At 65.0% G+C, this 24,365-nt stretch carries 21 protein-coding genes and 1 tRNA gene; 12 read left to right on the top strand and 10 right to left on the bottom strand.

Annotation, left to right across the window (positions count from 1 at the left end; all coding sequences use genetic code 11):
* Window positions 1–75 precede the first annotated feature (75 nt).
* Complete coding sequence (locus tag ATE67_RS03555; protein ID WP_156416895.1) at window positions 76–699, bottom strand: CAP domain-containing protein; 624 nt, start codon at window positions 697–699, stop codon at window positions 76–78.
* A gap of 192 nt (window positions 700–891) precedes the next feature.
* On the opposite strand from ATE67_RS03555, the gene ychF reads away from it, so the two are divergent.
* The 5 genes from ychF to ATE67_RS03530 all read left to right on the top strand — a co-directional run bounded on the left by ychF (window position 892) and on the right by ATE67_RS03530 (window position 5,834).
* Window positions 892–1,989 (top strand): redox-regulated ATPase YchF, encoded by a 1,098-nt coding sequence (gene ychF / locus ATE67_RS03550; protein WP_058815278.1) that lies wholly within the window; start codon window positions 892–894, stop codon window positions 1,987–1,989.
* A 71-nt stretch (window positions 1,990–2,060) separates the two neighbouring features.
* The gene (locus tag ATE67_RS03545) at window positions 2,061–2,354 is read left to right on the top strand and encodes a hypothetical protein (RefSeq protein ID WP_058815277.1); all 294 of its coding nucleotides are present in this window, start codon (window positions 2,061–2,063) and stop codon (window positions 2,352–2,354) included.
* Between the two features lie 43 nt (window positions 2,355–2,397).
* Window positions 2,398–3,720 (top strand): hypothetical protein, encoded by a 1,323-nt coding sequence (locus ATE67_RS03540; RefSeq protein ID WP_231728037.1) that lies wholly within the window; start codon window positions 2,398–2,400, stop codon window positions 3,718–3,720.
* 71 nt (window positions 3,721–3,791) lie between these two features.
* The gene (locus ATE67_RS03535) at window positions 3,792–5,360 is read left to right on the top strand and encodes an alkaline phosphatase D family protein (protein WP_058815276.1); all 1,569 of its coding nucleotides are present in this window, start codon (window positions 3,792–3,794) and stop codon (window positions 5,358–5,360) included.
* Between the two features lie 15 nt (window positions 5,361–5,375).
* The gene (locus ATE67_RS03530) at window positions 5,376–5,834 is read left to right on the top strand and encodes a MaoC family dehydratase (RefSeq protein ID WP_058815275.1); all 459 of its coding nucleotides are present in this window, start codon (window positions 5,376–5,378) and stop codon (window positions 5,832–5,834) included.
* On the opposite strand, the gene ATE67_RS03525 is transcribed toward ATE67_RS03530, so the two are convergent.
* Both ATE67_RS03525 and mutL read right to left on the bottom strand, forming a co-directional pair.
* Window positions 5,835–6,371, bottom strand: coding sequence for a hypothetical protein (locus ATE67_RS03525; protein WP_156416894.1), 537 nt, complete (start codon window positions 6,369–6,371; stop codon window positions 5,835–5,837).
* Between the two features lies 1 nt (window position 6,372).
* A complete protein-coding gene (mutL, locus tag ATE67_RS03520) occupies window positions 6,373–8,187 on the bottom strand; it encodes a DNA mismatch repair endonuclease MutL (RefSeq protein ID WP_058815273.1) in 1,815 nt (604 codons plus the stop codon).
* Between the two features lie 197 nt (window positions 8,188–8,384).
* Here mutL and ATE67_RS03515 point away from each other — a divergent pair, with 197 nt between their 5' ends.
* The 6 genes from ATE67_RS03515 (at window position 8,385) to ATE67_RS03490 (ending at window position 14,084) form a co-directional block, all read left to right on the top strand.
* Window positions 8,385–9,431 (top strand): rod shape-determining protein, encoded by a 1,047-nt coding sequence (locus ATE67_RS03515; protein ID WP_058815272.1) that lies wholly within the window; start codon window positions 8,385–8,387, stop codon window positions 9,429–9,431.
* Window positions 9,432–9,451: 20 nt separating this feature from the next.
* Window positions 9,452–10,357: a rod shape-determining protein MreC gene (mreC, locus tag ATE67_RS03510; RefSeq protein ID WP_058815271.1), complete on the top strand. Its 906-nt coding sequence runs from the start codon at window positions 9,452–9,454 to the stop codon at window positions 10,355–10,357.
* The gene (gene mreD, locus ATE67_RS03505) at window positions 10,354–10,875 is read left to right on the top strand and encodes a rod shape-determining protein MreD (protein WP_058815270.1); all 522 of its coding nucleotides are present in this window, start codon (window positions 10,354–10,356) and stop codon (window positions 10,873–10,875) included. Before mreC ends, mreD begins: the two co-directional genes overlap by 4 nt.
* Window positions 10,876–10,886: 11 nt before the next feature.
* Entirely contained in the window at window positions 10,887–12,794 is a 1,908-nt protein-coding gene (mrdA, locus tag ATE67_RS03500) for a penicillin-binding protein 2 (RefSeq protein ID WP_058815269.1), read from the top strand.
* Window positions 12,791–13,897 carry a rod shape-determining protein RodA gene (rodA, locus tag ATE67_RS03495; protein WP_058815268.1) on the top strand — a complete coding sequence of 369 codons (1,107 nt, stop codon included), beginning with the start codon at window positions 12,791–12,793 and terminating at the stop codon, window positions 13,895–13,897. The genes mrdA and rodA overlap by 4 nt, the downstream gene beginning before the upstream one ends.
* A 111-nt stretch (window positions 13,898–14,008) precedes the next feature.
* Window positions 14,009–14,084, top strand: a tRNA-Lys gene (locus tag ATE67_RS03490).
* Window positions 14,085–14,680: 596 nt separating this feature from the next.
* On the opposite strand, the gene ATE67_RS03485 is transcribed toward ATE67_RS03490, so the two are convergent.
* The 6 genes from ATE67_RS03485 to ATE67_RS03470 all read right to left on the bottom strand — a co-directional run bounded on the left by ATE67_RS03485 (window position 14,681) and on the right by ATE67_RS03470 (window position 22,339).
* A complete protein-coding gene (locus tag ATE67_RS03485) occupies window positions 14,681–15,721 on the bottom strand; it encodes an IS110 family transposase (RefSeq protein ID WP_058809132.1) in 1,041 nt (346 codons plus the stop codon).
* Window positions 15,722–16,339: 618 nt separating this feature from the next.
* On the bottom strand, window positions 16,340–16,477 hold the full coding sequence (locus ATE67_RS20925) for a helix-turn-helix domain-containing protein (protein ID WP_331458740.1): 138 nt from the start codon (window positions 16,475–16,477) through the stop codon (window positions 16,340–16,342).
* A 79-nt stretch (window positions 16,478–16,556) separates the two neighbouring features.
* A complete protein-coding gene (locus ATE67_RS20920) occupies window positions 16,557–17,117 on the bottom strand; it encodes a lytic transglycosylase domain-containing protein (protein ID WP_231728036.1) in 561 nt (186 codons plus the stop codon).
* On the bottom strand, window positions 17,107–20,049 hold the full coding sequence (gene mobF / locus ATE67_RS03480; protein WP_058809133.1) for a MobF family relaxase: 2,943 nt from the start codon (window positions 20,047–20,049) through the stop codon (window positions 17,107–17,109). The genes ATE67_RS20920 and mobF overlap by 11 nt, the downstream gene beginning before the upstream one ends.
* Window positions 20,046–22,040, bottom strand: coding sequence for a type IV secretion system DNA-binding domain-containing protein (locus tag ATE67_RS03475; RefSeq protein WP_058809134.1), 1,995 nt, complete (start codon window positions 22,038–22,040; stop codon window positions 20,046–20,048). The genes mobF and ATE67_RS03475 overlap by 4 nt, the downstream gene beginning before the upstream one ends.
* Window positions 22,037–22,339 (bottom strand): CopG family transcriptional regulator, encoded by a 303-nt coding sequence (locus ATE67_RS03470; protein WP_058539870.1) that lies wholly within the window; start codon window positions 22,337–22,339, stop codon window positions 22,037–22,039. The genes ATE67_RS03475 and ATE67_RS03470 overlap by 4 nt, the downstream gene beginning before the upstream one ends.
* 461 nt (window positions 22,340–22,800) lie before the next feature.
* On the opposite strand from ATE67_RS03470, the gene ATE67_RS03465 reads away from it, so the two are divergent.
* Window positions 22,801–23,040: a hypothetical protein gene (locus ATE67_RS03465; protein ID WP_058539864.1), complete on the top strand. Its 240-nt coding sequence runs from the start codon at window positions 22,801–22,803 to the stop codon at window positions 23,038–23,040.
* Window positions 23,041–23,238: 198 nt separating this feature from the next.
* Here ATE67_RS03465 and ATE67_RS03460 read toward each other — a convergent pair whose 3' ends face one another.
* Window positions 23,239–24,210, bottom strand: coding sequence for a DUF2493 domain-containing protein (locus ATE67_RS03460; protein ID WP_058809135.1), 972 nt, complete (start codon window positions 24,208–24,210; stop codon window positions 23,239–23,241).
* Between the last annotated feature and the right edge of the window lie 155 nt (window positions 24,211–24,365).

Here is a 24,365-nt window from a genome sequence, read left to right as displayed (position 1 = left end):
AGACGCATCGCTATCTCCCTGTTCTCAGAGAGATAGACTGTTATGCTATAATAATACAGCTTGCAAGCATGGCCGTCATTGCGCGGGGCGCTTCGGGGGCGGCGGGGGCGAGCCGTCGGGCGTCTGCGACATCAGCACGACGCACATCGTGCGATGAACCTTGTGCGTTCCGCAGGCGACGCCCGCGTAGCGGTGTTCCGCGCGGAGCAGGCTGTACCGATGGCCGCGGTCGGGCACGCCGTCGTCGATCAGCAACTGGTGAATCACCCCCGCCGGAGTATGATGGCCGTAGGTGATGACCTCGTTGACATAGGGGCCGCCGCCGCGTGCGCGCATACGCTCGCTGGGGCCACGGCCGTTCGTATAATGGCCGACCGAGCCCGACCGCGACTGCGCCGCGACATGGTCGGCGGCGGCGCGGGCGAGGCTGTCGCTCCAGGTCAGCCGCGCGAGCGGCTTTTCGGCGCGCAGCTCGCGGATCGCCTCGTTCACCGCGGCGACGCCCTCGTTGGTCATGATGTCGATCTCGCCGCCTTCCTCGGCGATCAGCAGCCTGCCCTCGAAGCGCGGGCGATAGCTGCGCAGCACGTCGGCGTAGGCGGCGGGATCGGCGCGAAAGCGATTGAGCTCGGCAAGCACGCTGGCTTCGAAGCGGCTGGGCGCAGCGATTGCGGCGCCGGCCGCCAGTGCGGCGCTCACCACGGCAGCCGCCCGGAAATGTCTCGCACGATATCTCACGGCATGGATCTAGTCCCACCAGTCTGAACAAATAGCAACCGCTCAGCGCTGCCCGCGACGCCATATGGCTGGCGTCCGGCGTCACTTGGCGCTAGGGGCGCGGGCGACACACGGCGGCGCACGCCACAGCGCGCCGAACCTCACGGAGTTTTTATGGGTTTCAAATGCGGGATCGTCGGCCTGCCGAACGTCGGCAAGTCCACCCTGTTCAACGCGCTGACCGAGACGGCGGCGGCGCAGGCGGCGAATTATCCCTTCTGCACGATCGAGCCGAATATCGGCAACGTCGCGGTCCCCGACGACCGGCTGGAAAAGCTGGCCGCGATCGCGAACAGCAAAAAGATCATCGCGACGCAGCTCGCCTTCGTCGACATCGCCGGCCTCGTCCGCGGCGCGTCGAAGGGCGAAGGGCTAGGCAACCAGTTCCTCGGCAATATCCGCGAAGTCGATGCGATCGTCCACGTGCTGCGCTGTTTCGAGGATGACGACATTCAGCATGTCGAAAACCGCGTCGATCCCGTCGCCGATGCGGAGACGGTGGAGACCGAACTGCTGCTCGCCGATCTCGAAAGCCTTGAAAAGCGCGTCCCCGCCTTCGCCAAGAAGGCGGCGCAGGGCGACAAGGAAGCCAAGATCGCGGCCTCGGTGCTCGGGCAAGCGCTCGACCTGCTTCGCGACGGCAAGCCCGCGCGGCTCGTCGAACCCAGGGACGACGAGGAAGCGCGCGTGCTGCGCACCGCACAGCTGCTGACCTCGAAGCCCGTCCTCTATGTCTGCAACGTCGACGAAGGCAGCGCCGCAAAGGGCAATGGCTTCTCGGAAAAAGTCTTCGCCAAGGCCGCTGCCGAGGGGGCGCAGGCCGTCGTCGTCTCCGCCGCGATCGAGAGCGAACTCGTCACGATGGACATAGCCGACCGGCTCGAATTCCTCGAAGAGATGGGCCTGCACGAAACGGGCCTCGCCCGCGTCATCCGCGCCGGCTACGAACTGCTCCACCTGATCACCTTCTTCACCGTGGGGCCGCAGGAAGCGCGCGCGTGGACGGTGCATCAGGGCGCGACCGCTCCCCAAGCCGCGGGTGAAATCCACAGCGATTTCCAGAAGGGCTTCATCCGCGCCGAAACGATCGCTTACGACGATTATGTCGCGTTGGGCGGCGAAGCGCGCGCGCGCGAAGCCGGCAAGCTCCGCGCCGAGGGCAAGGCCTATATCGTGCAGGACGGCGACGTGATGCACTTCCTGCACAGCTAGGCGGAAAAGGCGGACGCGGCTTTGCCGCAGCGCCTTTCCTCTTGCCCACGCGCCGTGCTAGGAGCGGCGCGATGTTGCGGCATTTGCTCCTCGCCCTGTTTCTGATCGGCCTGTCGCTGCCTGCGATGGCCGTGCCGACGCACGGCCAGAGCGCGCCGGTCGATTGTCATGGCACGCAGCCCACGCACAAGCCCGACGGCGATACCGGCAAGATGGGCTATTTCTGCATCGGCTGCGTCGCCAATCCGGCGTTGCCGGCCGCTCAAGCCCCGCTTCCCCTTCCCCCTGCCGCGCCCGCTCCGCAGTCGATGATGGCGCTCGCGGGCGCCAACGCACCGCCGAGTACGCCGCCGCCCCGCGCCTGACGAAGACGGAAAACCCATTCCCGTTCTTTGTCAGGAAATTCATATGTCGAAACTGCCTTTTCTGGCGGGCGCCGCGGCGCTTGCCCTCCTCTCCCTGCCCGCAGCCGCGCAGGATCATAGCGGACATGATATGTCCGCCGGAACGCCGCCAGGCGACGAACCCATGGATCATTCGAGAATGGATCATTCGAAGATGGACCATTCGGCGATGGGCCACGGCAATCCGGACGCGCCCGGCGAAGGTTCGGGCACCGCGCGCCTTCCCGCCAACGAGAGCGGCCACACCGGTCTGCATATCGACGCCGGCGGCGGCTGGATGGTCATGGCGCATGGCTTCGCCTGGGGCGTCTATTCGGACCAGTCGGGTCCGCGCGGCGACGACAAGGCCACTATCCAATCGATGCTGATGCTGTCGGGCGAGAAGGACACCGGCTGGGGCCGCATCCAGCTCAAATCGATGATGAGCCTCGAGCCGCTGATGTCGAACCGCGGCTATCCCAATCTGTTCGCGACCGGCGAGACCGCGGGCGGCGAGCCGCTTGTCGATCGCCAGCATCCGCACGACCTGTTCATGGAGCTGGCGGCGCGCATCGACATTGACGTTGGCGACAATGGCGAACGTCTGTTCCTCTATGGCGGCCCCGTCGGCGAGCCAGCGATCGGGCCGAGCGCGTTCATGCACCGCGGCAGCGCGCGCTATAATCCCGAGGCGCCGATCACCCACCACTGGTTCGATTCGACGCACATCACCTATGGCGTCGCGACGCTTGGCTATCAGACGCGGAGGGTGCAGATCGAAGGCTCGCTCTTTACGGGGCGCGAGCCCGACGAGAAGCGCTGGAATATCGAAAAACCGCGCTTCGACAGCTGGGCGGTGCGCGGCACCTGGACGCCGACGCCGAGCCTTGCGCTGCAGGCAAGCCATGCGTTCCTGAAGCAGCCGGAGTTGTTGCACGGCGCACAGAATGAGCATCGCACCACGGCGAGCGTCCAATATGCGAACGGCAAGGGCTTGTCGGCGACCGCGGCGTTCAGCGCCAAGAACCGCGATCCCGGCGAGACGCTGACGGCGTATCTGGCCGAGGTGAACTGGGATCTGGACGATCATCATACGTTGTTCGGACGGATCGAGAATGTGAAGAATGACGAGCTATTCAGCGACCATGACGATCCGCTGCACGACGTGCCGTTCCGCGTGACGAAGTTCCAGGCGGGCTATGCGTACCGCATCCCGATCACGGGGCCACTGAACCTCGCGCTCGGCGGCAGCGTGGCGGCGTTCGACAAGCCGCGACGGCTGGATGCGGCCTATGGCAGGAACCCGATCGGCGCGACGGTCTTCGCGCGGCTCAGCATCGGTCATTGATGTAACGCATGGCTGGGCTATCGAGGATTAGCGATTCGCCTCCCCCCAATTCCTCCCCACGGAGCCCAGCCATGTTGAACCGCCGCAACTTTCTCGCCACCGCCACGCTTGCCGGGCTGTCGGCGCCCGCGATCCTGCGCGCGGAGGCTGGCATCTTCCGCGACTTCCCCTTCGGCCTGGGCGTTGCAGCGGGCGATCCCGCGAGCGACGGCTTCGTCATCTGGACCCGCCTCGCGCCCGAGCCGATGGCGCCGCATGGCGGGATGCCGCCGGTCAACATACCGGTCGAATGGGAAGTGTCGCCCGATAGCGGTTTCAAGGAGATCGCGGCGAAGGGCACCGAACTGGCGCGCCCGGAACTCGGTCACAGCGTCCATGTCGAGGTCGCCGGGCTACAGCCCAATCGCCCCTATTATTACCGCTTTACCGCGGGCGGCGAGCGCAGCCTGCGCGGGCGGGCGAAAACGCTGCCCCCGGTCGGCGCGAACGTCGACGCGCTGAAATTCGGCGTTGCGGGCTGCCAGCATTATGAGTCGGGCTTCTATGGCGCCTACCGTCATCTCGCGCGCGAGGACCTCGCCTTCGTCTATCACTACGGCGACTTCATCTACGAGTACAGCCAAGACTATCTGTTCCCCGACGGCCTGCCCGTGCGGCCGGTGCGCAAATATGCGCTGCGCGGGCTGCAGGATCTCGGCGACTTCCGCACCGCCTATTCGCAGACATTGTTCGACATCGACATGCAGGCGGCGCGGTCGCAGCACGCCTTCATCTCCAGCTTCGACGATCACGAGATCCGCAACGACTGGGTCTCGGTCTACGACGACTGGAAGATGGACCTCGACGGCAACGATCCCGACGCGCCGCCCCCCGAGGTGTTCATGCTGCGCCGGCAGGCGGCGTTCCAGGCGTGGTACGAACATATGCCCGTCCGCAAGGCGCTGCTCCCGCGCGGCGGCTTCATCGCCGCGAACCGCGAACTGCGTTACGGCAATCTGATGGCGATGCAGGTGCTCGACACGCGGCAGTATCGCAGCAATCAACCGTGCGGCGATGGCTTCAAGCCGACCTGCCCCGAGGTGTTCGCCAAGGATGCACAGGTGCTTGGCAAGGCGCAGGAAGACTGGCTCGCCAAGAATCTCGGTGAAGGCGGCGCGACGTGGAACGGCATCGCGCAGCAGGTGACGATGATGTCGCTCGACCGCCGCCGCCGCGAGGACGAGCCGAAGAAGATCCTCAACCTCGACAGCTGGCCGGGCTACGACGCCCCGCGCGAGCGCATCCTGTCGCGCTTTGCGGGGCTCAAGAATTGCGTCGTGCTGACCGGCGACGAGCATCAGAATTTCTGCGGCGATCTGGTCCACAAGGACAAGGTCGTCGGCGCCGAGGTCGTCGCGACCTCGATTTCGAGCGGCGGTGACGGCAGCGACCAGCGCCGGGGCACCGACGTGTTCCTGAAGCTCAACCCCGAGCTCAAATTCGCTAACGACCAGCGCGGCTATGTGGTGTGCGAAGTCGGCAAGGAGGCGTGGCAATCGCACTTCATGGTCGTCGACAAGGTGACGACGCCGACCAACACGCTGTCGAATCGCGCGACCGCCGTGGTCGAGCGCGACGTCGCCGGGATCAAGATGGCCTGAGGCGGGGAGAGACACTTGCTATACTATGAGGACATCGAGGTCGGCGTCGTCCGGCGCTTCGGCAGCAAGCAGGTCACGCGCGACGAAGTGATCGACTTTGCGGGCAAGTATGATCCGCAGCCGTTTCACCTCGACGACGAAGCCGCCGCGAACACCCATTTCGGGCGGCTCTCGGCGAGCGGCTGGCACACCGGATCGATGGCGATGCGGATGATGGTCGACAATATGAAGGAGCATGAGCAGGCCGGGCTCGGCTCGCCCGGGATCGAGGATCTGCGGTGGCTGACGCCTGTCTATCCGGGCGACACGCTCCGCTGCGAAACCGAGGTGCTGGAAAAGCGCCGGTCGGCAAGTCGCCCGGAAATGGGCCTTTTCAAATCAAGGCTCACCGTCTTGAACCAGCATGACGTGCCGGTGATGACGATGGTGTCGACCGGCCTGATCCGCGTCCGCGACCAAGCGGGGACCGACTGATCAGCGCATCACCGCCATCGCGCGGATCCGGTCCGACGGCGCATTGACGATCTGGAGCAGATAGCGCCCCTGCTCGACGTCGAATTCGACCGTCTTGCGGATGCCCGAACAGGCGGGACCATGGCCGTGGGTCGCCGATTTGACGATGCGGCCGTCGCGCACGAGGTCGATCCACGCCCCGCCGTCTAGCGCGACGACCAGCCGCCCGGATTTCTTGACGTCGATCGGCACCATACCGCCGAATTTGAACACATCGGGCTCGCGCGCGGGCGCGACCCAATAGCGCAAGCTTTCGGCTTTGTGCAGCGACAGCTCGGTCCGCGCCGCGCCGAGCGCGGGCCAGCCGATGTCGCGCGGCTCGCCATAGCCGTAGATGGTCTTCGCCGAAATACTGCGCGACCAGTCGGCGAATTCGGGCGGGAGGGTCGGATTCGCCAGGCAGGATTCGGCTTTGGCGGGCGCCTTTTTCGCCGGGGCGGCCAAAGTGGGAAGCGCGGCAGATACGGCCAGCATTAGCGCACAGACGCGAAACCTCATGCTATTTCCTCCCGAACAATCTCTCGACATCGTCCATCGCGAGCTTCACCCATGTCGGACGGCCGTGATTGCACTGGCCCGAGTGGGGCGTCACCTCCATCTGACGGAGGAGCGCGTTCATTTCGGCCACGCTCAAGGGCCGCCCGGCGCGGACCGAACCATGGCAAGCCATCGTCGCGGCGACAAGCTCCAGCTTTTCATTGAGCCCCAGCGCGGCGTCATAACCGGCAAGATCGTCGGCGATGTCGTTGACCAGCTTATGGCAATCGATCGCGCCGAGCATCGCCGGGGTCGCGCGCACCATGACCGCAGCGGGGCCGAAGCGCTCGAGTTCGACGCCGAGCGAGGCAAGCTGCGCGGCGGCGGCTTCGAGCCGGTCGCACGCGGGCTCGTCGAGTTCGACGACTTCGGGGAGCAGCAGGCCTTGCGACGGCACCGCCCGGCCAGCCATGGCGTGGCGGAGTTGCTCGAGCACCAGCCGTTCGTGCGCGGCATGCTGATCGACAATGACGAGACCGTCCTCCGCCTCGGCGACGATATAAGTGTTCGCGATCTGCCCGCGGGCAATGCCGAGCGGATGCTCTTCGGCCTGCGGCGGGGCGATCTCGGCGACCTCGGCGCGCCCGGCGAGCGGGGCCTGCGTGCTGGCGAACGGTACGAGCCGGTCGTAAACGCGCGCGACGTCGTCCGACCGCGGCGGCAGGTCGGTTCCGAACAGGTGGACCGCGGGCTCGGTCCGGTGGCCGAACAGGAAGCCGGTCGCGGGCTCGGGTGCGACGGGTTCCTGCTGCCACGCAGCAAGCGCCGCCTCCGCGGGACGCTGGACGCTGCGGAAGCCATGCTCGTCGAGCGCCCGCCTCAGGCCACCGACGATCAGGCCGCGGATCAGCTGCGGATCGCGAAAACGCACCTCGGTTTTCGCCGGATGGACGTTGACGTCGACCTCGCTCGTCGGAATGTCGAGGAACAGCGCGACCACGGGATGCCGATCGCGCGCAAGCAGATCGGCATAGGCCCCGCGCAGCGCGCCGACGAGCAGCCGGTCCTTCACCGGCCGGCCGTTGACGAACAGATATTGATGGTCGGCGATGCCGCGATTGTAGGTCGGCAGGCTGATCACCCCGCCCAGATGCACCTCGCCGCGGTCCAGATCGACGCCGATGCTGTTCGCAGCGAGCTCGCGCTGCGTGAGCGCGGCAACGCGCGCGATCCGGTCTTGGCCGCCCTGCACGTCGAGTACGCGCCGTCCGTCATGTTCGACGACGAAGGCGATGTCGGGGCGCGCCATCGCCAGCCGCTTCACGACGTCGATGCAGGCGGCATATTCGCTCCGCGCGCTGCGCAGGAATTTGCGCCGCGCCGGAACGCGCGCGAACAGATTCTCGACAAGAACGCGGGTGCCGTTCGCCAGCGCTGCGGGTCCTTCGGCGACCACCGCGCCATTGTCGACCACGCGTTTCCAGCCGTCGCCGCCCGCGACCCGGCTTTCCAGCGTCAGCGCCGCGACGCTGGCGATCGACGGCAGCGCCTCGCCGCGAAAACCCATCGTCGTGACGTCCTCGATCGCATCGGTCGGCAGCTTCGAGGTCGCATGGCGTTCGAGCGCCAGCGCCATGTCGGCCGCGGTCATCCCGCAGCCGTCATCCTCGACCTCCAGGCGCGAAATCCCGCCCTCGGCGATTCGCACCGAAATGCGAGTCGCGTCAGCGTCTATGGCGTTTTCAACCAGCTCTTTGAGCGCCGCGGCGGGTCTTTCGACCACTTCACCGGCTGCGATCCGATTTACGAGCTTTTCCGGCAGGCGGCGTATTGACATAGGCCCTCTCCTAGCGCAGTCGGACGCAAATCGCGACCCACCCGCACAGCCCTGATCATTTTGTCCAGCCAGCCCCCGTGGAAGAGCCGGAATCTCCCCCTGATTGAAGCTGTCCCCGGACGGGCGCGCGGGTGGAATCACGACAGGGGGCGCGGTCCGTGCGGGGCCGCGGCTTCGATGACAGGAAGCAGGTATAGATGTCCTTCTTTTCGCGCTGGCTTAAATTCAATTCCCAGGACATGGCGATCGACCTCGGCACCGCGAACACGGTGGTCTATGTCCGCGGCAAGGGCATCGTGCTCAACGAACCCTCGGTCGTCGCAGTCGAAACGCTGAACGGCATCAAGCGGGTGAAGGCGGTCGGCGACGACGCCAAGCTGATGATGGGCAAGACCCCCGACAGCATCGAGGCGATCCGCCCGCTGCGTGACGGCGTCATCGCGGACATCGACGTGGCCGAACAGATGATCAAGCACTTCATCACCAAGGTGCATGGCGGCAAGCCCAACGCGTTCCGCAGCCCGGAGATCGTGATCTGTGTCCCGTCGGGATCGACCAGCGTCGAACGCCGCGCGATCCGCGACGCGGCGTCGAACGCCGGCGCCAGCGAAGTGTGGCTGATCGAGGAACCGATGGCGGCCGCGATCGGCGCCGACATGCCGGTGACCGAACCGATCGGTTCGATGGTCGTCGACATCGGCGGCGGCACCACCGAAGTCGCGGTGCTCTCGCTCCGCGGCCTCGCCTACACCACCTCGGTCCGCGCGGGCGGCGACAAGATGGACGAAGCGATCGTCAGCTATGTCCGCCGGCACCATAATCTGTTGATCGGTGAATCGACCGCCGAGCGGATCAAGAAGGATTTCGGCATCGCGCGCATTCCCGCCGACGGCGTGGGCCTGACGATCCACATCAAGGGCCGCGACCTCGTCAACGGCGTGCCCAAGGAAATTTCGATCAATCAGGCGCAGATCGCCGAAGCGCTGTCCGAACCGATCGGGACGATCGTCGAGGGTGTGCGCATCGCGCTCGAGAACACCGCCCCCGAACTGGCCGCCGACATCGTCGACCAGGGCATCGTCCTGACCGGCGGCGGCGCGCTGATCGCCGAACTCGACGAACTGCTGCGCGATGCGACGGGCCTGCCCGTCACGGTCGCCGAAGACCCGCTGACCTGCGTCGCGATCGGCACCGGCCGCGCGATGGAAGATCCGGCCTTCCGCGGCGTGTTGCAGCAAGCCTGATCGGACGGTAGCGCTTCACTATGGTCCGCCCGGCACATCGGCGTCCGGGGCAATCCCGCAAGGCCCAGTACAGCCTGTTCGTTGCCTATGTCATCGCGGTGACAGGGGCGATGGCGGGCTTGCTGCTGGCGCTGCTGTCGGTCGTCGATCCCGTCGGCTTCGCCCAGCTCCGCATCGCCAGCCAGGAGATCACTGCCCCCGTCGCGCGCGTCAGCCGCTCGGCGATCGGCTCGATCTCGGGCATCGATGACGCGGTTTCGGCCTATGTGGGGGCGGGAACGCAGAACCGGCGGCTGCGCAAGGAGCTTGCCGAAACGCGGCGCCAGCTCGTCGCGACCAGCTCGCTGCAGGAAGAGAACCGTCAGCTCAAGACGCTGCTGAAGCTGCAGGAAACCGACAAGGCCGCGATCGCCAACGGCTATCTGCTCACCTCGACCTCGACGAGCACCAAGCGCATCGCGCTGCTCAGCATCGGCCGAAACCTGGGCGTCGCATCCGGGCAGCCGGTGCGCGGCGCCGACGGGCTGATCGGACGCATCCTCGGGTCGGGGCCGTCGGTGTCGCAGGTGCTGCTGATCACCGACGTCGACAATATCGTTCCCGTTCGCCGCGCGCGCGACGGCCTGCCCGCGCTTGCCTATGGCCGGGGCAATGGCGATCTCGACATTCGCACGCTCAACATCGCGAACAATCCCTTCAAGCCCGGCGACATCCTCGTCACCTCAGGCACCGGCGGAATCTACCCACCGAATATTCCGGTCGCGATCGTCATCCGCCGCCAGGACGATGGCGCGCTCGCGCGGCCGCTCGCCGATCCGGCGAAGGTCGATGCGGTGGCGGTGCTCCGCCCCTACACGCCTCAAGACGCCGAGGCGCAGCTGGCGCCGCCGCCCGAGGCGGTGCCGGAAGTTCCGAAGGCGCCATGAACCAGAAGGGCCCGCGCCTCGGCGAGCCGGCATCGCTGTGGCGGATGCGCGCGGTGCCGGTCATCACGGTGCTGGTCGCATCGGCGCTGCCGCTGATGCTGCCGCTTGTCGCGAGTTCGCCGGTGCTGCCGCCGCTCGGCCTGCTCTTCTTCCTGTGCTGGCAGCTCCTCCGCACCGAAATGTGGCCGGTGTGGATCGGCATTCCATTGGGCCTGTTCGACGACCTGTTCAGCGGCGCGCCGATCGGCACCGCGGTCTTTCTGTGGACCGCCGCGAGCATCGCGATCGCCTATGTCTCTCAGCGCATCTATTGGCGCGGTTTTTTCCACGACTGGGCGATTGGAGCTTTACTTGTCGCGATCATTCAGGCTGTCGCCGCGCTCATCACGCATCCCGACGCCCACACGGGACGCGTGCTGGGGCTCGCCCTGCCCCAGATCATCGTCTCGATCCTGTTGCTGCCGCTCTTCCTTCGCCTCACCGGCAAGTTTGACAATTTCCGCCTGAAACGCCGATAAACCGTCCCTCCATGCCGCGCAAAAAAAGTCCCCCGATCACCGAAGCCTGGAGAGGCTTCACCTTCACGCGGCGCGCGCTCGTCGTCGGCGGCGCACAGACGGCGGTCGGCGTCGCGCTGGCGGCGCGCATGACCTATATCTCCGTCGTCGATAACGACCGCTATGTTCTTGAATCGGAAAGCAACCGCGTCAATCTGACGCTCGTCCCGCCGCGACGGGGCTGGATCGTCGATCGCAACGGCAAGGCGCTCGCGAACAACCGCGTGTCGCTGCGCATCGACATCATCCCCGACCGCCTGCACAACAAGGATTTCGTGCTGGGTCAGCTCCGCACCCTGCTTCAGCTCGACGGCGACACCATGGAGCGCATCCAGCGCGACCTGAAATCCGCGTCGGGCTTCCAGCCGGTTGCCGTCGCCGAGGACATGACCGAGGCGGAGTATAGCTCGATCCTGGTCCGCCTGCCCGAACTGCCCGGCGTCGCCCCGCAGCGCGGCTTCGCGCGCAACTATCCGACGGGCGCGGCGGTCGGCCATCTCATCGGCTATGTCGGCGCCCCGACCGCCGAGGAATATGAGAAGGTCAAGGATCCGCTCTACATCACCCCCGGCTTTCGCACCGGCAAGGACGGGTTGGAGAAATATTTCCAGGACATGCTGCGCGGCAAGCCCGGCGCGAAGCGCGTCGAGGTCACCGCCGGCGGCAAGGTCGTGCGCGAGCTCGAGACGACGCGCGACACACAGGGCAAGACGGTCCATCTGACGATCGACGCCGACCTGCAGGAGTTCGTTGCGCGGCGCATGGGGCGCGAGTCTGGCGCGGCGGTCGTCATCGATTGCCAGAATGGCGACATCCTGTCCTTCGTGTCTATGCCCTGTTTCGATCCGAACAGCTTCTCCGACGGCATCAGCAGCTCCGAATATAGCTGGCTGCGCGAGGACGACCACCAGCCGCTGATCAACAAGGCGACGCGCGGCCTCTATCCGCCGGGTTCGACCTTGAAGCCGATGGCGGCGATCGCCGCGATCGAGCATGGGATTGACCCCAGCGAACGCCATACCTGCATCGGCGGCTATCGCCTCGGCAGCCGCTTCTTCCGCTGCCTCGGCAGGCATGGCAGCGTCGATATGGCGACCGCGATCATGAAGAGCTGCAACAGCTATTTCTATTGGGTCGCGCACCGTCTCGGCTATGACGCGATTGCACCGACCGCGCGGCTGATGGGGCTCGGGGAGGAATTCCAGCTCGCCGGCAGCAACCAGCGCTACGGCACCATTCCCGACAGCGCCTGGAAAATGAAGAAATACGACCAGCCCTGGTCCGCGTCGGATTCGCTGAACGCGGTGATCGGCCAGGGCTATGTCAGCGTGAACCCGCTTCAGCTGGCGGTCATGGCGGCGCGCATCGCCTCGGGCCGCCGCCTCTACCCGCGCCTGGTCAACCGCCATTTCAGGAACGAAGCCCTGCCCTTCTCGGCGGAGGCGCTGGCGACCGCGCGCCACGGAATGGACTTGGTCGTCAACGGGCCGGGCGGAACCGCGGGGCGCAGCAAGTTGCCGCTCGACGGCATCGCGATGGCGGGCAAGACCGGCACGGCGCAGGTGCGCGGGCTCAACACGGGCAATGGCAAGAGCGGCACGTGGAAGTTCCGCGACCACGGCCTGTTCATCGGCTTCGCGCCGGTCGTCAATCCACGCTATGCGACTGCGGTGGTGATCGAGCACGGGATGGGCGGCAGCCGCGCCGCGGCGCCGGTCGCCAAGGACTTCATGACCTTCCTGTTCGACCGCGCCAAGGCTATGGAAGCGCTCGAGGCCTTCGAGGCCGGCTGGGGCGGGACGATCAAGGAGCGGATGGACCGCGACTATGCGGCGTGGAAGGCGGGCATCGCCCGCCCCGATGCGGGGCTCGCGCAGTGATCCCCGTCCCACCCGCCATCCAGGCGATCCCTTGGAAGCTGATCGCGATCCTGGCCGGAATCACCGGCTTCGGCCTGCTCGTGCTCTATTCGGCAGCGGGCGGCAGCATCACGCCATGGGCGCTCAATCAGGGCGTGCGCTTCCTCCTGTTCCTCAGCGTCGCGCTGGTGATCGGCCGCCTGCCGATCCGCCTGTTCGAGGATTTCTCCTATCTCGCCTATATCGGCATCCTGGTCCTGCTGATCGCGGTCGAGTTGCTGGGCTTCGTGGGCGGGGGCAGCCAGCGATGGCTCAACCTCGGCTTCATGAATCTGCAGCCATCGGAGCTGATGAAGGTCGCGATCGTTATCGCGCTTGCGCGCTTCTATACCCAGCTTCCGCCCGGGAGCACGCGGACCCTCACTGCACTCTGGCCCGCGTTGGTCATGATCGGCGTTCCGGCAGCGCTCGTGATGCTCCAGCCCGACCTCGGCACCGCGCTCGCGATCTGCATAGGCGGTGTCGTCGTGATGTTCGCAGCCGGCCTTCCCCTTTGGTGGTTCGGCAGCACCGCCGCGGCGGGCATCGCTGCGTTGCCGGTGCTGTTCTCCTTCCTCCACGACTATCAGCAGAAGCGCGTTCTGATCTTCATGGACCCCGAAAGCGACCCGCTCGGCGCGGGCTACCACATCAGCCAGTCGAAGATCGCGATCGGATCGGGCGGGATCGGCGGCAAGGGCTTCCTCAACGGCTCGCAAAGCCATCTCGACTATCTGCCCGAGGGGCACACCGACTTCATCTTCGCGACGATGGCCGAGGAATGGGGCCTGATCGGCGGCCTTTTCCTTCTCTTCCTTTTCTTCCTGCTGCTGCGCTGGTCGACCCGCGTCGCGCTGCGGGCCCGCACCCGCTTCGGTCAGCTCACCGCGGCGGGCCTTACCATGACGATCTTCTTCTACATCGCGATCAACCTGTCGATGGTGATGGGTATGGCGCCGGTCGTCGGCATCCCCCTGCCGCTCTTTTCCTATGGCGGATCGTCGATGCTTACGATCATGACCTGCGTCGGCATCATCCTCGCCATCGAAAACGACAGCAAAAAGGGCACCCGCCGCTTTCAGTGAGAAAAAATTCGCTTTGGCCATTGCCAAGGCGAAAGCACCATGATAGCGGGCCGCTCTCTTCGCGAGACAGGGCTCCAACCCACCTCGTCGAAGCCTGCCGAAATGGCAAGTGGACGCATAGCTCAGTTGGTAGAGCAGCTGACTCTTAATCAGCGGGTCCTAGGTTCGAGCCCTAGTGCGTCCACCAAATTTCCCAATAATATCAGAATAATAGACACTATCCCCGGGCACCCTGGCGCAATTTGACACCCAGGCGCTGCTATGGGTGCCATATGGGTGTCATCGCGACGCCGATCATTAGCGGACCTTGGTGGTCGCCGACAGACAAGAGAATCCATCTGGCTCCAGATTCGGCGTTGCCAATAATCGCTCTCTGAGAGCCTTGTTCTCACCCGTTGCCTCGCCGCGCCTTTCGGCCTGCCCAAGCTAGTGGCTCGAGTGGCGCCTTGGATCTCAAACAGACGCTATCCGTCAGCGAGACGGTCAGACAACATAAGAGCAATGGCCTGTAGAGGGCCGTCGTCTGTGGATGGCTCCCGCGTTGCAAGTGTAAAGTGATGATCTGGCCGTTGGTCGGTTGCAGTCGTCTGTCCGGCCTGTTGATGCAGTCGGTGTAGACTGCTGGCCCTGATGGGGTCCGTGAACAAGGTCCGATCGGCTTTGCAGGCTATTACGCCTATGACAGTCTTTGGGTTGTCCTTGTTCCCGGTTCGACCGGTTTTGCCATCACATCCTTCGCTCTCACAACCTCGTGAAGCTGATCTCCTCGGCTAAGTTCTCGGTCTATGCGGCCGCCAGCATTGGCGCATGCCCGCGTTCGAAGACGCCGCCGCGCGCCATGATCGCCCATGCGATCCGCGCCATCTTGTTAGCGATGGCGACCGAGGCCACGCGCGCGGGCTTTCTGGCGAGCAGAGCGACAAAGCGCGGATCGACCGTGCCGGGTTTATGTTTGGCGTATCGGACCAACGCGGTTGCGCCGACGACCAGGAGCTGCCGAAGATACCTGTCGCCCATCTTGGTAATGCGCCCCAAGCGTTCCTTACCGCCACTCGAGCTCTGCCGCGGGGTCAGCCCCAGCCAGGCGGCGAACTGGCGCCCTGACGAGAACTGGATTGGGTCGGTCACCGACGCGGCGAGCGCGGTCGCACCGATCGGCCCGATACCAGGGATAGTTGCCAGACGTCGGGCTCGATCGTCGCTGCGCTGCCGAGCGGCGAGACGCAGGTCGAGCTTACGCAGTTGGGTGTGAAGCTGGAGCAGTTCCTCTGCCAGCATGGTGACGACATTGGTCGCCTCGGTCGGCAAATCGAGCCTCGACTCGCCGTCGACGATCTCGCGCGCCATCTGCAGTGCCTTTACGATACCAACCGGGATGGCGACGCCCAGCTCGGCGAGCACGCTGCGCATCATGTTGACCAGCTGCGTGCGCTGCTTGATCAACAGGCTGCGCACACGATGCAGCGACAAGGCCGCTTGCTGCTCGCGCGACTCGATCGGCACGAACCGCATCGTCTGGCGTGTGACCGCTTCGCAGATCGCTTCCGCGTCGGCGGCGTCGTTCTTGCCGCGCTTCACATAGGGCTTCACGTAAGCCGCCGGCATCAGCCGCACCTCATGACCCAGCTTGGTCAGTTCGCGCGCCCAGTGATGCGACGTCCCGCACGCCTCGGCGCCTACCAGGCACGGCGGCAGCTTCTCGAAGAACGGCAGCATCTGCGATCGCCGCAGCGCCTTGCGAATTACGACCTCGCCGGTCGCACTGATGCCGTTAACCTGAAAAACGTTCTTGGCCAAATCCAGGCCGATCGTGCTAATCTCCATGGTGGGTGGCTCCTTTGCTCGGGTTGCATGACAGCAACCCATCTTGGCACCTAGATGCCGTGAGCGGGAGCCATCCACCTCATCCGCTTCTAGGCGCTGATCGCGAAAAGCGGACGTTTCAATCTCACTCTTTGCGTAGGAGGGTGCCGGAGGCCATCAGCAATCGATCGGTGGCGCCAGTGGTTTTGGCATCGCCATCCCAAAACTTGCGGCAACGGGGCCGATTGCGGACCAGCAGCTGGCAGGAATGATGAACGGTCTGCGGCCGTAAAGCGCCCAGAATTCATTCATCGTCGGATTTGGCGCCAAGCCTTCGGATTCAAACCTTCAATCCGCCGAAAAGCGGCGGCAATCGTTCGTGATGGTGGAGCTTTGGTCTCATCCTGGGCTTCCTGCTCTTCGTAACAGGAGCGGCGTTGGTAAGCGTTACGCTCACGAAATATCCGATGCTACTTCGCTGGCTAGTTTTGTCAGCTTGTGCATTTCTCCTTGGTGAAATGATCTTGGACGGCAGCCCTCAAAGCCGCAGTTTCGATTTTTACGACGACATCGAGCCGCCAAGCGACTGCACCGATCAGCGGAGTGACACGGCCAAGGACGGGTTCTGGAAATGCTTGTTCAGATCGGATTACGGCGCCTAGCCAGGAACGCGCGAAGGCTATCCGTGGGAACAAGAGTGGATCTGCCGATTTTGATTGTTTCAATCTCACCAGCGGCGATCATCTCATATAAGGTCGATTTGCCGATACCCAGCATTTGCGCAGCTAGAGGGATTCGGACCGCCAATGGCTCCACAGCTTGGGCAATTCCTTCGGAGTTCATTTTTCTCACTTCATCAGTCCTTAGATCTCGTGTCGAATATCGGACTCGGTCCGGTCACGCCTGCCCGTCGAGAAAACAGGTTTGCACCGAAGCGGCGACGCAAGTGCTCGGAAACGGCGTTCGCATAGCGACGCTGCCGCCAAAGAGTTGGACTGTGGTATTTGCCGATCGCTTTCCAGTAGTCGCCGGTCGCGTGAAGGCCCGAAAGGAATATCCATCGTGCAGCATCGACATTAAAACAGGCATCGTTCGCGAGCCACCACCGAATTATCTCGGGCGAGCGACCTGTCATCGAAGCGATTTTGCCTACCCACCAACTATTGACCTGAAGCGGTCCAAGGTCGTGACTGCCGTCGCTGTTCTTGACCTCGGCCCCGATCCATCCGCCTTCCTGATCACGCAAGCCCCAAAGCGTCCTTTCAAGCCATTGACGGCCGCCGGCGGCGGCGCGAATGCATTGGGCAATCCTTGCTTCTCCAGCAGTGCTTTCCGCTCTGGCAAACGTGGCACTAGCTGGCGACAAGGCAACCGCGGTGACTACGATCGATATCCAATAAAGGCGGTTAGCGGTCATGACGGCCTCCTTCACTCGCATGGTCGGGAGATGGCTGCGGAGCCTGCGAGCTATCGGATGACGCGCGCCGCGAAGACCGGTCTCCGTCGAGGATCGAGCGGAAGAATCTGTCCATCGTCTCGGCTGCCGACAACGCCCGGTTTGCGAAATAGGAGCGGAAGTCAGGGGGCTCTGTCTGCTCGCGTCGAGCGCGGTCGGCCATCATCCGCTCCTCACGGTCATGCCGCTGCTCGTCACGCAGCTTATCGAGACGACCTCCATGCCGCGCAGTCCGGCTTCGCTCATTGTCGCGGTGGAGACGCCCCAAGCCTTCAAGCGCCGACGTCTTCTCACCGGACCGCCGTTCGAGCCGGTCGACGAGCCGTTTCTCATCCTCAGTCCAGAGCTTTACGCCAAACCGCGCACGCGTGATCGCCGTGTAATAATTCTGGCCCGTGACCAGCGGGGAGTTGACCGGGGCAAGCACATAGACGCGGTCATAGGTTTTGGACTGCGCCGAATAGACGGTCTCGGCATAGCCATGGTCCCAATTCTTGTGCCGGCCGAGATCGATCGTTTGCACACGCCCGTCGCGGTCCCAGCGGATCGTCGCCTGCGCGCCCTCCAGCCGCTCGACCGTTCCGCGGTCGGCATTGCGGACGCCGAGATCATGCGACACCAGACGCCACTGAACGCGGTCGCCCGCCGCAAGGTCGCGTTCCTCCGCCTTGAACACATTAACCTGCGAGGCCCGCCCAAGGCTCGGATCCCAACGAATGGTCCTGCCATTCTCGTCGACGAGGCGGACGATCTGTCGTCCGCGCGCGTCGCGCCCGATGCCAACGACCCGATATTCGGTGTCTCGGGCGATGCCGAGCCCGGCATTCTCGCGCGAGAAAACGAGCACCTGTCCGCCCGAATAAAAGCGCGCAAAATGCTTCTCCTGATCCGTCAGGCCTGAAGGGGTTAGCACAGCGAGACGGGTCTCTTGGGCCGCGACCGCGCCTTCGGTCTTCAGTGCCTCGCGCACCTTGGTGTTGACGATAAGCCGGGTCGCATTCTCAAGGACAAGGATATTGGTGTTCGCCCGGTTCTCAGGCTTGAGATGCGTCCATTCGCGGACGAGCTCCTCGGCGAGCTTGTCGGCGGCTTCTCCGCTCGACACCTTGTCGAGATTGGCGATTGATGCGGCATAGTTGAAAAGCCGGGCCTGGGTGACTGCCGCCTTCATCGCCCGCGTTTCCTGGCGGACCGATTCGGGAAGTTCGGCCTTCGGGAGCCCCAGGCGCTGCATCAGCCAGAAGGCCTTGCCCTGTTCGATCGCACCCGTCTGCCGGTTGTCACCGAGCAGGATCAGCCGCGCTCCCGTCAGCCGGCTGATCTCCAGCACCCGTAGCGCCTGCCGGTTGCCGAGCTGGCCCGCCTCGTCGAGCACCAGCGCATGCCGGTCATCGAGGCCGTACCCTCCGCCCGCGATAAGGCTCGCGACCGTCCGCGACTCTATTCCCGCGGTGGCGCCGAGATTCGCGGCGGCCGACGAAGTCGGGGCGAGCGCGATGATCGCCGTGTCCGGATCCGCCGCTTCACGGAGTGCCTTGACCAGCGTCGACTTCCCCGCGCCGGCGACACCATGAACACCGACCACACGATCAGTCGTCGTGCCGATATGGAGGAGCGCTGCCTCCTGCGCTGCGTTCAGCCCCGCTTCCTCGCTCATCCGCTCCAGCCGTTCGCGCGGCGCGACCGGAACGGCGTCTCCTAGCGCCAGTGCCAGATGATCGACAAGCGCGAGCTCCAGCCGTGCCGTGCGCCGCGTGGTCCGCCCGCGCACATGCACAGCGTCGCCCGTCTCGTGCCGGGTCACGAGGAGCTTCGCGCGATCCTCGTGCGCTTCGACAAGAGGGCGGATGTCGGCTAGCCGCACCTCGCCGACATGACTGGCGAGCGCGGTGCGGAGGAACTGTCCGAGATTATTGACAGCCTCGCGGCCTTCCGACTGCCGGATGCCGAACAGCATCGCGCGCGCGGCGGTCATCGGCTCGACCGGGATCATCCGCTCGCCGGTTTGAGCTGCGGCGAGGATCAGCTTGTCCAGCATCTCCCGATGGGGTTCGAGGCGAGCGGTCCAGCGCCCATGCAAATCATCCAGCGACGCGCGTTCCTTGGGTCCGCGGGTTTCGTAGAAGGATATGCGCCGCGCCGCCTGCCCTGTGAGACCGTGCTCACGGGCATGTTCCTCGATCTGGGCGGCGCGGGTCGAATAAGTCTCGATCAGTTCGCGCGGAACGCCCCTGATCTCGAAAAGACCCTTGCGAGGGTCGAAATCGACGGCATAGCCAAGCTCTCTCAGCGCGTGCGCGAGTTCACTCCGATAGACTTGCCCCGCGGTCATCTGCTCGGCGAACATGGCGCGGGTCTCGAGGCTGGCCATTTGCGCGCCATCCGCGCGATTAGTCATGTTCATTACGACGACATGGGTGTGGAGATGCGGATCGAGCTCGCGCGAGGCGTGTTCGGTGAACCGCGCGAAGATCAGGCGCCCGGTCGTCTCGTGGACAATCGTACCTCCATCGCGGTGGCGTAGCGTTGCATGTTCCTCCAGATAGGAAAGCGCGACGCCGACCGCGCGCTCATGCGCGGCCACGATGCGCGTGTCTTCGGCGACGAGGGCCAAGATCGACACGGATTTGGGCGCACTGACCGCGAAGTCCCATCCGGGGTGATGTTGGATCCGGCCGTCCTGCCTGTGCCGGCCGAGTTGCTGGCCGGCAACCGTACCTTCGAGGAACGCCTCGAAGATGGCTGGATCGACCTTGCCCTCAAGCCCGAGTTCAGCGGCGATCCGGCCACCCCATTCCGAATGCTCGTCGACACCCTTGGTATAGTAATCCCCCACCGAGTAGTAGCGGGACAGGTTGCGAGGCGTACCCTTCAGGCGGCGTGGATGGATCATGCCGGTCTCGCCTCATCGCGGTCGCCATCGCGGCGACCGTGCTGGCGCAGGCGGAACCCCGCCGGCTTGCCGAAAAGGGTGATTTCCGGCTGAGGCCGTGGCGAGGGCGCCCCTGGTTCCGGGTCTACGGGCGTTGGAGCATTCTTCGGCGGCTGCGGCTCGGGAAGTGGCAGCATCGGCGCATCGTCACCCGGGCGGCGGCGCTTCGGCTTACTCGCCGCCGCGGGAGTTTCCGTCAGCAGCGCCGCACCGCCAGGCGCATCGAGGCGGATCGGCGGATCGATTCGTTCCTCGAACGCGACCGCCACCGACCGCACCTTGTTGTAGCGATCCTCGAAGCGGACAACCGGGAGATTGCGGCCGAACCGGAGATAGCCTGCAAGGTTCGGAAGATTGGTGACCTCGGTATGCATCACCAAAGGCCGGGTCACCTGCATCCGCGAGAGATTGACCCCGTCGCGCATGTCGTTGACGCCGTAACTCATGCCCTCATTGGCCTCGACCTGTTCGACCTGGCCGAGATTCTCGCTGACATGCTTGGCGGTAGGGGTGTCGTTCGCGCGCAAAGCCACCCAAGTCGAGCAATAGCCGGTGATCGCGGCGGCATCCTGGATTCCGTAGGTTGCTTCGAGCTGGGGATAGCTCTGGAACCCCAAGATACCGCATCCGCCATATTTCCGGGCGCGGGCGAGGAAGTCGGAAAGTGATGGCAACTTCTGGAGGGTCGGGAGTTCGTCGATGACGCAATAGAGCCGCCGGTCGCGATCGGGCGCCATGCTCATGATCGCGCTGATCGCGATGTCGAGCCAGACCGTGATAAGCGGCCGGAGCGAAGGAAGCTGGTCGGCCTTCACGGTGATGAAAAGCCAGCTGTCATCCTTCTCGTTCGCCACCCAGTCGCGGATCGACAGCCCATCGACGGTATCGTCGAGATAGGAGAAGCTGCGCATCACCGAGGCAAGCTCGGCCTGGATGCCGGCCGAGGTGCGCTCACCTTCCGTCGAGATGAAGGCAGCGGCATCGGTTCCGGCAGCGAAAGCGGCGAGATCCTTGAGCTTGGACCGGAGCAGCGTGTCGAGCAGGATCGAGACCAGGGTCCGCTCCTGCCGGGCAAGTTTCCGGAGCACCGCGACCAGTGTCCCGCGCGCCGCCTTCGCCCAGAAGGGATCGCCCGCCTTGTCCGGAATCGTGGACTCGGCGATCTGGTCATAATGATAGTCGCGGGGTACATCGACCCAAGGCGACCAGGCGTCCGCGCGGGCATCGAGCGGGTTCAGCAGCACGTCGATCCCGGGGCGGTAGAATTTCTCGACGAAGGTCCCCGCGGTGTCATAAACGATAGCCCGACGCTTTCTCTTGCGGATGCCGTCGAGCATCTTGACGATGATGTTGGTCTTGCCGGTTCCGGGCGCACCGCAGATCAGGATATGCTCGGGCTCGAAGGCCTCGGGCACTTGTACGCCGCCAATCTCGAAACTCCCGCGCGGCTGCCAGCGCAGCGCCCGACGAACCTGGCGGACTGTCCCGAAGCGCGCTCCGCGCAGGAACTGGTTGGAGCCGAGTCCCCTGCCCGTCCGGGTGAAATAGAACCAGGCCCAGGCGAGCATCGCGAGTGCGAACACCCCCGAGAGCGCCGCCCCTTGGAGGAGATAGGTTTCGAAGGCATGGAGCGTTTTCTCGGCGATGCCGGAGTCAAGGAGCGCCCCGGGACTCACCCAATATTCGCGGCCTGCAGGCGTCCTGAACAGAAGGGGCGCGGCGGCGCCGGGGACCGTGTCCCCGATCATCGCCGCCTGCGCGAGCTTCAGGAGGACGAAGCGCTCATAGTCGGTGGATTTCTCGAACGCGTACCAGAGGACACCCCCTATCCAGAGGATGATCCCGGCGAGACAGGTCTGATAGAAGACCTGGGTGGTCATCCGGACGTTGTGGACGATCGCCTGACCGCCTCTCGTCCAGGAGCCCAGCGTGTCATGGCGGAATATGCTCATGCGCGGTCCTGCTCGGGGTCGAGCAGCCCCCTTTCGCGGAGCAGGCGCCGGGCATCGGCGAGTCCCTCCTCGAGGGTCTCGGGCGACCGCCGACCGATCGACTTGGCGAGGATCGCGAGCGTCTGGATCGCGGTCGCATGAAGCTCGTCGAACCGGGCGTGATAGCCGGCCGGATCATGACCTTCGTACCGGTCAAGGATATCCCGGATATAGGCGGAGGGTGTAGTCCCGATCCCTCGCGCAGCGGCAACCAACCGGTCATGCAGCGCATCGTCGAGACGGAGCGTTATTCTGGCCAAGCACTGATCCTTGAACAGCGCCGAGCGTGATGAAGCACCCGCTTGATAGCAGATTAGCACCATGATCTCAACATCTTATCGCGTCTGCCGGCGTCAGACGCAGTATGACGCATGATATCAGCGGGTTAGCCCGTTTCTTGCGCGGAAGGGTCAGACGCCGTCGGACGATCGGAGACATCGCGTCCGCCATTTTGTGACCCGCAAAACCGGCACTTTTCCGGCGATTTTGCGCCCGCAGCACCCGTGCGTACGGTGCATTACAAACGCCCTTGCGGCGTGCGTCCTCGCTTCGCAGCGCTTTTCGCGCTGCGCCGCCTCGTGCCGGAAGGCGCGGGGCCCCCCGGAGGGGATCATTCTCTTCGGCCGGCGGCACGCCGGCCCATCCTATGTCCTTGCGTCACTGGGTGATTTTGCGGATAAGAAAGAGCGGCGGGCGGACCTTCTTTTCGAAGGAACAGTTCATGCCCAAGATGACCGACCGCGAACGTCTCGCAAAGATCGACAATGACCAGAGGAAGCTCGCGGACGAAGCCGAGGCGGTGCGCCGCCAGATCCGCGCCCGCTATGGCGCGCTCGCTGCCGAAATCCCGGTGGAACAATTGACCGAACGCGAGTATAAGGACGTGCTCGTCCTCGCGACCAGGGCGGGCGGTGCGGCCGCTGTGGCAGCGCTGAAGGCGCTCCCGGCGGCTGCTACCTGAACCCCGGTCATCGCCGGAACGGCGTCCCTGCGACGAGCACGGCGGAGCCGCGCGCAGGAGGCCGATGCCGCTCAGCGAAGCGCGGCATCGCATCGCCGGGCGATGGACCCCGATACGGGGTCCTGGAGCTCGGCGAATGTCCTCCCGCACAAGAAAAAGGGCCGATCCGGGAAAGCCCGGACCGGCCCTTTTCCGCCCTCAGGCGGCGTGGCGCTGATCGGACAGCCGGAAGAAATGCGCCGGAATGCCCTTAGCCCGCACGCCCCGCGCGAGGTGCGACTGGAGTCCGCTGCCTTCGCAGACGATCGCTTCCACCGGCTTCAAGGCCAGCATCGCGTCGTTGCGCGCGAACCCTGCCCGGTCCCCCATGTTCCGCCACTTGGCAAGGGTGAAGGCGACCAGCGGCACCTTGCGGCTCGCGGCCCATGCGGCGGCGATGGCGTCGCAGCCCTTGTCCTGCGCGGTGGTTGCCAGGACCATCATGGGCACGCGCGCGCGGATGCTGTCGAGCCGGTTCCAGAGAGTACCGCTATCCTCCCATTTCTGGCCGCCCGAGAAGAGCACGACCGGCCCCTTCGGCGCGTGGCGGTCGATGCGCTGCTGACGGCGGGCGGCGAGGAAGTCGGCGGCTGCAACCACCGAAGCCGTGCGCTTGCTCGACACCAGGGATCCCCGTGGCGCCGACCATGGGCGGCCGGTCTCGGCGGCGAAGGAGCGGGCGGCATGGTCGCGCATGCAGTCGATCGCGTCGCGCGCTTCATCGAGGGACTGGCAGAGCCTTTGGGCCTCCTCCAGTTCGGCGGACAACACCTCGCTTCCGTCGGCGTCGCGGATGAGGTCCCGGACCTTGAGCGCCGCCTTGTCGGCTTCGCCGTCGAGCTGGCCCGCGACCTTGTGGAGGCTGTGCACCATGCCCCAAGCGATCCGGTCGGCGAGGTTTTCGAGGCGGGTATCGCGGAACAGGTCGAAGAAGGTGCGCACCACCATCTCGGTTGCCAGCTCCGCCTCGCGGGCGAGCGGCATCGCCGCGTCGGTCTCGTCCTCGGCGTAACTCATCCGAAAGCCGCCCCCGGTTTCGGTAAAGGCCTGTTCAAAGGCCGGGCTTGCGGTTTCCTCGGCGATGAGGTCGGCGATTTCGTCTGCGGTACGGGTATATTTGATCGTCGTCATGAGAACCTCCTTGAAACAAAAGAGGTCTTCTTTCCGGCACGGGCTCCGGGCGACGGGGTCAAGGACCCGCGCAGCGGGCCGCGAAGCGGCGGTGGGGGTCACGATTTTCCTTGGCGGACACCGAGGCCCGAAGGACAGGCGCCGCACCCGCCCCG

The organism is Sphingopyxis sp. H050, from assembly GCF_001468265.1.
GTDB lineage: Bacteria > Pseudomonadota > Alphaproteobacteria > Sphingomonadales > Sphingomonadaceae > Sphingopyxis.
This window is presented reverse-complemented; position numbering and strand designations above follow the sequence as displayed.

Coding starts and splice junctions, on each gene's coding strand:
- ychF (WP_058815278.1), top strand. CDS start 892: ATGGGTTTCAAATGCGGGATCGTCGGCCTGCCGAACGTCGGCAAGTCC.
- ATE67_RS03545 (WP_058815277.1), top strand. CDS start 2,061: ATGTTGCGGCATTTGCTCCTCGCCCTGTTTCTGATCGGCCTGTCGCTG.
- ATE67_RS03540 (WP_231728037.1), top strand. CDS start 2,398: ATGTCGAAACTGCCTTTTCTGGCGGGCGCCGCGGCGCTTGCCCTCCTC.
- ATE67_RS03535 (WP_058815276.1), top strand. CDS start 3,792: ATGTTGAACCGCCGCAACTTTCTCGCCACCGCCACGCTTGCCGGGCTG.
- ATE67_RS03525 (WP_156416894.1), bottom strand. CDS start 6,371: ATGAGGTTTCGCGTCTGTGCGCTAATGCTGGCCGTATCTGCCGCGCTT.
- mutL (WP_058815273.1), bottom strand. CDS start 8,187: ATGTCAATACGCCGCCTGCCGGAAAAGCTCGTAAATCGGATCGCAGCC.
- ATE67_RS03515 (WP_058815272.1), top strand. CDS start 8,385: ATGTCCTTCTTTTCGCGCTGGCTTAAATTCAATTCCCAGGACATGGCG.
- mreC (WP_058815271.1), top strand. CDS start 9,452: ATGGTCCGCCCGGCACATCGGCGTCCGGGGCAATCCCGCAAGGCCCAG.
- mreD (WP_058815270.1), top strand. CDS start 10,354: ATGAACCAGAAGGGCCCGCGCCTCGGCGAGCCGGCATCGCTGTGGCGG.
- mrdA (WP_058815269.1), top strand. CDS start 10,887: ATGCCGCGCAAAAAAAGTCCCCCGATCACCGAAGCCTGGAGAGGCTTC.
- ATE67_RS03485 (WP_058809132.1), bottom strand. CDS start 15,721: ATGGAGATTAGCACGATCGGCCTGGATTTGGCCAAGAACGTTTTTCAG.
- ATE67_RS20925 (WP_331458740.1), bottom strand. CDS start 16,477: ATGCTGGGTATCGGCAAATCGACCTTATATGAGATGATCGCCGCTGGT.
- ATE67_RS20920 (WP_231728036.1), bottom strand. CDS start 17,117: ATGACCGCTAACCGCCTTTATTGGATATCGATCGTAGTCACCGCGGTT.
- mobF (WP_058809133.1), bottom strand. CDS start 20,049: ATGATCCATCCACGCCGCCTGAAGGGTACGCCTCGCAACCTGTCCCGC.
- ATE67_RS03475 (WP_058809134.1), bottom strand. CDS start 22,040: ATGAGCATATTCCGCCATGACACGCTGGGCTCCTGGACGAGAGGCGGT.
- ATE67_RS03465 (WP_058539864.1), top strand. CDS start 22,801: ATGCCCAAGATGACCGACCGCGAACGTCTCGCAAAGATCGACAATGAC.
- ATE67_RS03460 (WP_058809135.1), bottom strand. CDS start 24,210: ATGACGACGATCAAATATACCCGTACCGCAGACGAAATCGCCGACCTC.